The 10,043-nt window shown below is 38.7% G+C and carries 6 protein-coding genes; 2 read left to right on the top strand and 4 right to left on the bottom strand.

All coding sequences use genetic code 11. The features are described from left to right. Positions 1-180: 180 nt before the first annotated feature. Positions 181-975, top strand: a complete 795-nt coding sequence (locus tag H7254_RS02410) for a multicopper oxidase family protein (protein WP_301931469.1) — start codon at positions 181-183, stop codon at positions 973-975. Here H7254_RS02410 and H7254_RS02405 read toward each other — a convergent pair. Then, positions 938-1,477, bottom strand: coding sequence for a VCBS repeat-containing protein (locus H7254_RS02405; RefSeq protein ID WP_301931468.1), 540 nt, complete (start codon positions 1,475-1,477; stop codon positions 938-940). The genes H7254_RS02410 and H7254_RS02405 overlap by 38 nt on opposite strands. A 523-nt stretch (positions 1,478-2,000) precedes the next feature. Here H7254_RS02405 and H7254_RS02400 point away from each other — a divergent pair. Then, complete coding sequence (locus H7254_RS02400) at positions 2,001-4,427, top strand: hypothetical protein (RefSeq protein ID WP_301931467.1); 2,427 nt, start codon at positions 2,001-2,003, stop codon at positions 4,425-4,427. Positions 4,428-4,478: 51 nt separating this feature from the next. Here the strand turns inward: H7254_RS02400 and H7254_RS02395 are convergent, their stop codons facing one another. The 3 genes from H7254_RS02395 to bla all read right to left on the bottom strand — a co-directional run bounded on the left by H7254_RS02395 (position 4,479) and on the right by bla (position 9,898). Next, a complete protein-coding gene (locus H7254_RS02395) occupies positions 4,479-6,452 on the bottom strand; it encodes a glycoside hydrolase family 97 protein (RefSeq protein WP_301931466.1) in 1,974 nt (657 codons plus the stop codon). Positions 6,453-6,927: 475 nt separating this feature from the next. Further along, on the bottom strand, positions 6,928-8,751 hold the full coding sequence (locus H7254_RS02390; protein ID WP_301931465.1) for a PAS domain-containing sensor histidine kinase: 1,824 nt from the start codon (positions 8,749-8,751) through the stop codon (positions 6,928-6,930). 268 nt (positions 8,752-9,019) lie between these two features. Next, positions 9,020-9,898, bottom strand: coding sequence for a subclass B3 metallo-beta-lactamase (bla, locus tag H7254_RS02385; protein ID WP_301931464.1), 879 nt, complete (start codon positions 9,896-9,898; stop codon positions 9,020-9,022). Positions 9,899-10,043: the final 145 nt, after the last annotated feature.

Below are 10,043 nucleotides of genomic sequence, written 5' to 3'. Positions count from 1 at the left end.
TTAACTTCAGAAACGATCACTGTTTCTGCAACCGGTTATACAGGTACACCTGCCGCAACTGGTACAATTGGTACAACTGTAGCAAGTGGCTACAATACCCTTTTTATTCCACCAACTATTAGCGGCACTACTTTTAACCTCACACTTGCAGCAAGCACCAAACAATTTTAAACGGGTGCAATTACAAATACGTATGGCTACAATGGCAATAGTTTTTGGGGTCCTACATTAATTATGAACAAGGGTGATAATGTGCAAATGAATGTAACTAATAATTTAATTAATACGACTACGGTGCATTGGCATGGCTTCCATATTCCTGCAGTAATGGATGGTGGACCACATCAAAAAAAAGCACCAGGTACTACATGGAGTCCTTATTTTCAAGTGAAAAATAATGCCGGTCTATATTGGTATCATCCACATTTACATGAAAAAACTTTCGACCAAATAACCATGGGTGCAGGAGGTTTGATTATCGTTAAAGACCCGATAGAAACGGCATTGGCACTGCCTCGTACGTATGGGATAGATGATTTTCCGCTGGTATTTACAAGCCGTCGTTTTTTATCGGGCAATCAATTTTCAAAAACAATTGCTTTAGATAATTATGGAGATTATGCAATGGCCAACGGTACAATGAACGCACAGGTAAATATGCCCAAACAACAAGTGCGATTGAGGATATTAAATGCAGAAATACAAAGAGGATTGAATATAGGGTTTAGTGATAACCGTACTTTTTATGTCATTACAAATGATGGTGGATTATTAAACGCACCGGTTGCAGTTACAAGAGTGGTGCTGATGCCCGGAGAAAGAATAGAACTAATGGTAAACCTTGGTAATGATGCTGTTGATGCTTCATTAGACCTTAAAGCATTTAACTCGGGTCAGGCATTTGGTTTCCCTGGACAGGAAGGAAATCCTACACAACCTACAGGCAATGCCGGTCTGGCCAGCCATCATTATTAATATCGCTGATAGCCACGCCCAGCTCAAAGTTTAACCCACTTCCATTTATACCTGCGGCAACACTTACATCGGTGAAATGGCCATTGTCATTTCGGTATAAGCGATTCCCGAATTGAGGGTTTCGGGTAGCTCTTAATTTTTCTGTATTGAAATAAGGATTGTAAAACATATCGCCATGATTTACCATAAACATATCCAGGTCGCCATCATTGTCCCTATCGAAAAAGGCTACTGTGGTGGTATAAGTGCCGGGTGCATCCAGACCATACTGTTTGGCACTTTCAGTAAAAGCAGGAACACCATTTTTTACTCCGTTATTGATGTACAACTCATTGCTTCTGGCTTCATCGGTACCGGGGCCTGAGTAACAAATATAAATATCCAGCAGGCCATCGCCATTTACATCGGCCATTAACACGACTGTTTTCCATTTTGATCTTCCTGCCAGGCCAGCCTTGTCGGTAATGTCTTCAAATTTAAAATTTTCTTTATTGAGGTACAGTTTATTGGCGTCATATTACCCGTGAAGATGCAATCGGGCAGTCCATCGTTGTTGATATCGCCGACAGCAACACCACCACCGTTGTATAAATATTCGTAGGTGAGAATATTATAGTCCGCAGCTTCCTCTATCTTATTGGTAAAATTTATGCCGGAATGGGGGAGGCTGGTATTTCTGTAAACATAGCAGAATCGTGGTATCTACAGGAAGCCATTGCAAGAAAGCCATAAAAAACAATACAATGCTTTAAAATGGTGAACCGCATAAAAGATGATTATTAAAAAAAAGCAATGGTTGTTTGTTAGCCTGGTATTAAAAAGAAAATTAGGATTATTATTCAACGTATCCAATTTCATTTTTTTAAACAAAAAAAATTTTAGCAAAAAAGCGGTTAGAATTGTAATACTTTTCAACTAATAAAAGCATAAACGACGCATGTTTATTGAGTGTATTAATTATTTCCAGGCCGGCTATTTATTATCTTGCAAAAGAATTAGAGCAAATTTTAAAAAATATTATAACGATGCTTAGTAAAAAATATACTTTTTTGTACCTGCAAAGTTTTCTGCTTTTAAATTTTTCAATTTTATTTCTACCGCTTGTAACAGCTCAGCGATATCCGTTTAATTTAAGTGAAGCCAGCCGCAGCCTGCCACATATTGATGGAAAAAGCAGCAATGCGGAATATCTATACACTACCGCTGGTAATCGCTTGTATTGCATCGGTAACCAGGGTGGTGCTTTTCCGCCAGTAGGTTTTCATGTACCCGGCGAAATGGGGGGCATCTGGCAACAGCCTATCAAACTGATGGATGGCTTTGGCTTTGCGGTAAAGACCATGCCCGGCGGCAAGTCCTATACCCCAGCCTGCGATGGGTTTACCGGCTATTCTTTTGCCACCAAATTTCATTATTCCATTGCCGGAGAAAATATAGCCGTTACGCAAACACAATTTGTTCCGGACGATTTGCCTGTGCTGGTGGTAGAATATAAAATTCAAAATACTTCCAATCAACGTAAACAAATTGAATTTGATCTGCATGCAGACATTAATTTACTACCGGTATGGCTTGCTGAAAAAATCAATTTAAAAGATGGAGAAGACACATTGGCCTCCTACAATAAAAACAGCCATGTTTTGATTTTTAAGGATGGCCTGAATAAATGGTACACCGGCCTTGGTTTTGAAAACAGCCACGCCAGGTTTAAGGAAATTAAAAAAACTCCCTGTAAAGGAAAGGGATTAACTGCCATCATCACGCTACAATACAACCTGGCTGCAGGTTCCGCTGAATATTTTCGTTTTTATATTTCAGGCTCAACGGCCAACAGCAACGGGATTGTAAAAAATATTTCCCGGGTAAAAAATCAGTTGCCGTTTTTATTTGAACAAAAGAAAAAACGTTACCGAACAATTGAACAAACTGCCACCATCAAAGTGCCGGATAGTTTACTGCAAACAGCTTACAACTGGGGCAAATACATCACCGACTGGCTGCAAAGGGATGTACCCAGACTCGGTGAAGGATTAAGTGCAGGGTTGCCGGATTATCCATGGTTTTTCAGCAATGACCAGGCATCTACATTTATGGCTTTAACAGGCACCATGCCGCCCCGGCTTTTTTACAATTCCTTCCGTTTTTTAAAAGATATTTCAGATAAGACAAATGACAGCAGTGGACAAATTATTCATGAAGTTTCCGATAATGGTGTCGTGTACAATAAGGGGAATATGCAGGAATCGCAGCTGCACATTATTGCTGCCTGGCAAATATTTAAATGGACAGGCAACAGGAAGTTTTTAAAAGAAAATTATGCTTTTGCAAAAAGAACATGGACCTGGTTGCAACAATATGATACCAACCACAATGGATATATAGAGGGATATGGCGGCGTTGAAATTGAGGGACTTGATGACGAGATGCTGGACGTACAAGTCAATACTTATCGGTTTTTAGACGTGCTCGGCCAAATGGCAATTATTTTTAAGGAGGATGAACTGGCTAAAGAATATGCAGCCAAAGCAACGCAATTAAAAAACAACATCAACAAAGACTGGTGGATAGAAAGTGAACACTGCTATGCCGATTTTCGCACAACAAAAGTTAAAGCGCTGCGCATTATAGATGATGCTCTGGCCAAAAGAGTGAACCCCGAAAGAAACAAATGGGCACAGGTAAAATTGAATAAACTAAAAACATCCATTCTTAATAATACCTACGCTTCCAACGGGTACCTGGTATATTACAATGCTTCTATTCTTGATCCGGTTACAGAAGGGATGACAGATACTGCAAGGGCATTGCAAATGATTCAGCAGGCTTCTTTTTTTACCAACAAATTTGGCACCTATATAGCCGGAATAGAGCGCCCTGATGATGTTACCATTGATGAAAGGGCTTTTCAAAAAGACAGTACCTTTACTTATAACCGGGCCGTAATGCCTGCAGCCAGCTCTGGATTAATACAGGCTGCGGCCCGTTACGGAATGCCGGATACGGCGCTAAAATATATGCACCAAACGCTGAATACTTTCAGCTATGCTACGCCGGGTACGATGTATGAAGTATCGCCCGATTATGGGATGTTTGTACAGGCATGGAATATCAGTTGCCTGAATATTCCGCTGATTCAATATTTTTTCGGAGTGAATCCTGATGCGTACAATAAAGAAATTACCATTCACCTGCAAATGCCTGTTCAATGGAAGGAAGCTTCGCTAAAAAATTTACTGGTGGGCAGTACAAAACTTTCTGTGGATTATAAAAAACAAAACAATCAAATTACCTGTAACATACAATCATCTGAGCCCGGATGGAAGATACATTTTGTAACCAGTACGAAACCTGTAAAAATGATCGTTAATAAAAAAAATATTTTTCCGCAAAAATTGGTAGTTGAACTAACGGGAACATCGAATACTGTTGTATATACCACAGATAATAAATAAGCTTATTTAAATTAAGTAATTGCTGTTTGCAACAAACGGTGCAAATTTATATTATTGCTTTTGCAGGCGGATAAAAAATCCTCCTCCGGGTGCAAGATGAAGATGCATGGTATCATTTTTTTTCACCATGGTATCGGTCAAAATATAATCTGCCGCATACCGTTCTGCATTTACGCCATCTTTGCAAATAGTGGCCTTATAATTTCCATCTGCAATAAAATCAAAAGTCATGTTGATGTCCCTGGCCGACCAATCCGTCATTGCACCAATATACCAGTTCTGTTCTTTTTGTCTTGCGGTAACAATATATTCCCCCACCTTCCCATCAATAATTTTTGTTTCATCCCAGGTGGTTGGCAGGCTCCCCATTAATTCGGTAAAAGTAGGTTCCAGTATGGCTTGCGATGGATTACCGCCGAATATCTGCATGGGGTTATCAAACACGGCAAACATAGCCAACTGATGACTTCTTGTGCCCTGCGTCATCACCATTCCTTCAATGGGACGAAATTGTTTTTGTGTAGCATTGTTAAATACCAGCGGTTCATAATCAAAAGGGCCGGCCAGCATACGTGTATACGGAAGCGTTACATCATGCGGGGGCGAGGCTTTATCGCTGCCGATATTGTATTCAGAACCCAACACGCCTTCCCTTGTAATATTATTTGGATAAGTACGGTTAAAGCCTTTTTGAGGAAAAGCCCCGTGATACATAATCATTATTTTATGCTCTGCACAGGCCTTTGCAATACGGTAATAAAAGTTCACTGTTTTCTGATCGTCCCGGTCAATAAAATCAGTCATGATAAAATCAACACCCCATTTATTAAACCTGTTTAATGCGCTGTCCAATTGCCTTTCCAGTGTGTGGGCCAATGTCCACATACTTATTTTTATTCCTTTCTCTTTGGCATATTGAACAATACTGTCCATGTTGATATCCGGATTAATTTTAAACAGGTCCAGGTTATCGCTCCAGCCTGCATCCATCATAATTCGTGTAAAACCAAAACGTTTGGCAAAGTCAATATAATATTTATAAGAAGCAGTGTTAACACCTGTTTTAAAATTTACATTAAACAGGTTTACATTGATTGTCCATTCATCCGTGGCCTTGCCTGGTTTTATCCAGGAAGCATCCTCAATTCTTGAAGGTGCACCCAACCGGTAAACCATATCGTTGGATGGCAACTGCCTGTCTTCTTCCGCAATCATTAATACCCGCCACGGAAAACTTCTGGTTCCTTTTGTCCGGGCAATATAATCTGCTCTTTTTGTAACCAATGCCTGTGGATAATCTCCACCGGTTAATTTTTCTTCCAACGGATATTTTGCAAAAACTCCTTTTAAAAAAGATGAGCCGGTGCCATTTAAAAACATCCCGGGATAATCTTCCAGGTCGGATTCTGTAATCGCAATTTTTGGATTGGCTGCAGGTGTTATCAGCACGGGTGTGTATGCCATTTCATTGATGCCGATGGAATCTAATTTACGCAACGGATATAATTCTTCAAAGCTGGTATGAAAAATATCCGCATCCCCTCTTTTGTGTATGCCTGGAAAAAACGCAGCAGGCGAGCCCGGAAAATGAAATTCTGCCACTTCATTCCGGATAACAATGGAGTCTTTAAAGAGCGTTAAAAACCGGTAGGCAACGCCATCATCATACACCCTAAATTGCATTTTGTACGGTTGTTTAAACTGAATAGAAAGTTCATTGTATACGTCCGGAATATTTTTTCTTTTTTCAGGAACCGGTGAAATAATTTGTTGAGATTCCTTTTTTAGAGAAGAAGATTTGATGCGGTTATTTAGTGAAAAGCTTTTGCCGTTGGTAAGGATCATATCAACCGCAGAAGGAGATACGATCAACTTATTTTTATAGTAAACAGTATACATAAGATTTTTTTCCATCCAGATTTTTACACAAACATTTCCATTGGGCGAGTAAACGGATAAGGTATCTGTGGACCAGGCTGTGACAGATAAAACGAAAAGAAAAATAGCAGAAAATATTTTTTTCATTGATAAGTTTTATTTGTAGATGGCAAATTGAATCATCAAGATAAATCATTCCATAATAAGAAACGAATGGCATAAAACGTAAAGCTGTTTTATCCAATTATTCCTTTGAAAATATAATCTGAACAATAAAATGATGAACAAAACCAAGATCTTATTGATACTTCGAAAAAAATATGCGCACATCCGCTGCGCACACTTTCCATGGCGGTAAAACCGATCGTTTTTTTTAACTTATTTGTCATCATATAATCATCGACTGGCTAGGCTGGTATTGGCTTTTTTCAGCGTGGGGACTTCGCCTTAAGTTAAATTATTATTGAAAGATGAAGCAGGGAAAAAGACTGCCGGAACGACCGTTTTTATAACAAAAAAAATGGCTTTTTATGAAAGTTATATTTTTTCATCAGCATCATAAATAAGAATATCTTTTTCGTGTTGACCAACCTTTGTTTGAAAGAACTTTTCTTTTAATGATTTATAAAGGCAAGGTAAAATAAAAAGTGCTCCCCTTACCGGGTTCGCTATCTACCCATATTTTACCTTCGTGATTTTGTATAATATTGCTGCATATATAAAGCCCAATACCCAACCCCTGAAAATATACTGCATGTTCCTGCACCCGATAGTACCTGTCAAAAATTTTATCTAAATGCTGTCTTAACATTCCAACCCCAAAATCCTGAATTGATACCAGAAGTTTACCCTGCTGTTCGTCAACATTAATTAATATTTTATCCCCATTGGGAGAATATTTTACAGCATTGCCTAACAAATTAACTAGTACCTGCTGTAGCCTGTCTTTATCGCCTTTAATTTTACGTACACTGTTGCCGGTTAATTGTAAGCGATGATTTTTAGCAGTAACCTGAATGTTTTCAATGGCTTCACCCATCATTTCATTAAAATCAAACGCGGATATATTATAATTCAGTTTTCCGTTTTGTATTTTACTGGCATCTAATAATTCTTTAATTAAACTGTGAAGCCTTTCTACTGCCTGATTAGCTTTGTTAGCATATAAAAAGGCAGTTTGGTTTTCTTCGCTTACTATCAGCATCAATAATTCGAGGTAACCTTTTGCAGAAGTTAGGGGAGTTTTCATTTCATGACTTGCAATACTTATAAATTCATCTTTTTGCTGCTCTTTTATTTTTTGGTCATGAATATCTGTGAATGAACCAATCCATTTAGTAATTTTTTGTTCTGCATTTAATATTGGCAAACCTTCCACTACATGCCAGCGATACTCACCATGCTTATTTTTTAACCTTGCTTCTGCATGGTATATTTTCCCTGTTGCCAAACCTGTTATCCAAATATTCGTCATCTCCGCCAAATCGTCCGGATAAACAACTAATTGCCAGTTACCCGTTTCGTACGGATTTAAACCGGAATATTCCTGCCAGTTTTTAGAAGCATAAACGCCTTCCCCTTTTTCATCCATAATCCAAACAAGGTGCGGTAATGTTTCAACAAGCCCCCGAAATTTTTCTTCACTTTCTTTTAATGCTTCTTCTGCAATCCATTTTTGTGTAATATCGGTATGCACTCCTACCCATTCGCGTATTGACCCATCTGAATTTAATATTGGGATTGCTCTTATTGAAAAATGCCCCCACTGCCCATTGTGCATTTTTAATCTGTGTTCAAAATCAAATACTTTTCTTTCATTTACTGCAATTTGCCACGCATCAATTGTTGGCTGGGCATCATCGGGATGTACAATTTTTACCCAGCCATAGCCTTGATATTCCTCATAGCTTTGGCCCGTAAGTGCCGCCCATTCGGCTTGTTCACCTTTCATTTCACCGTTTGCATTATTTGTCCATAAAATGCCCTGTACAGCAGCTACTGCTGCAGCAAAACGTTGTTCACTTTCTTCAATTTTTTTGCGGGCATTTACACCTTCTGTTACTTCTGTTGCAGTAAATATGATACCGCAAATTTCATTATCCACACCACGCAATGGCTGATAAACCGAATTAAAATAAGCCATGTCTGTTTTGCCATTTCGCCTAATTTGAAGCTGCATTTCGTTGTCGGTAAAAGGTTCGCCTGTAGTATAGACATCGGTGAGTATTCCTTTTAGCCTATCCTCTAATTCAGGCGATACTTCAAAAAGTGGTTTGTTGAATACCTGCCCGTAAGATTTTCCCAAAATTTCGAGTGCTGTTTTATTAGCTATTTCTATTATAAAAAAAGGACCTTGAAATGTGACAATAGCCACGGGTACCTGTAATAAGAGGTTGAGGTATTTAGCTTCGTTTATCTCAATTGTATTTTGTGGCAGTGTATTCATTTATGTCTGATAATTTCCTAAAGATAAAAATTAAATTATTTTTGATTGATGTCTTTTCATGTTCTATAGTTTTGTATCTGTTGGTTTTTTTGCAGTAAAGTTTCAAGTAAGAAGTATCGCTAAAAGCATGAGCTCCAATTCCTGCATGTACGCAAGCTATAAATATTTACAAATGTTTGCAAATGAATGTAATTATTTATATCAGCAAAAAACAGCGCTTAAAAAACCACAGGCTTGCATAAGTTTTATAACAGTTTATTTATGTCGTTCAATGCCTGTTTATATGGGCTTCATATTGCTTTTGCAAATCTGCCAACTGCCCGTCATAACCTGCCTTATCTATAAATGCCGATGGGTTGTACGCATTACCTGGTTTGTGTTTGCGGTGCATATCAAACTGGCTGGCATGCGAAGCTACCCAAATATCAAACACCAGATTTTTCATTGCCTTTAATGTGTACGCATAATCATTTACAATACCGGGATAGGTAGAAATTTTGCTGAAATTTTTATCGGTAACAATGGTGGGCATGTTGGCGATAAGTACAGTGTATGTTTTTTGTGCGTCCATTGTTTTAAATATAAAACTGCAGGAGCCTTTTGTGTGCCCGGGATGATGCAGCATTTGCAGCTGTATCTCCCCCAACCTGATGGTATCACCATCGTGCAGTAACCTGTCACCCACCAATGGTTTAAACATAACGCCCTTACCCCCCAATGCATAATCAGTAGTGCCGCCGTTGGCCAGTACTGCAGCATCGGCTTCATCAACCATCATCTTTGCACCGGTCATTTTTTTTATGGCGGCCATGGCGCCCAAATGATCATAGTGTGCCTGCGTGGTTAATAAAATTTTGGTATCCGATAATTTAAAGCCCAGTGTCCTGATATTATTTTTGATTTGTATTGCCGAATTTGCCAGGCCGGTATTGATAAGAATATTACCTTTTGATGTGGTGATAAGAAAACAGGAAAGATCATAGGTACCTACATAATACAGGTTGCCTGCAATCCTAAAAGGTGGATAAGGTTTTGCCCAATCCGGGACGGTAAGTTTCGGCTCCTCCACTTTTTGTGCCTGTAGAGAGACTGCTGTAAACAAAAAAATATTCGCAAAGGCAATGGTTCGCCATAAAAATTGCAGCATATAAAATATATTAAAATTGATACCTCAAATATATCAGCTTACACGGCAATTTCATTTCCGTTGACAATATTTATTTTTCTATGCAGCAAGTGCGATGTAGAGTAATAGCTTGATAGATTGCTTTTGATCAACATGTAATTCCGCT

It is taken from the genome of Ferruginibacter sp. (assembly GCF_014377975.1).
In the GTDB taxonomy this organism is placed as follows: Bacteria; Bacteroidota; Bacteroidia; order Chitinophagales; family Chitinophagaceae; genus Ferruginibacter.
The sequence above is the reverse complement of the archived record's forward strand: the minus strand, read 5'-3'. Positions and strand labels throughout refer to the sequence as shown.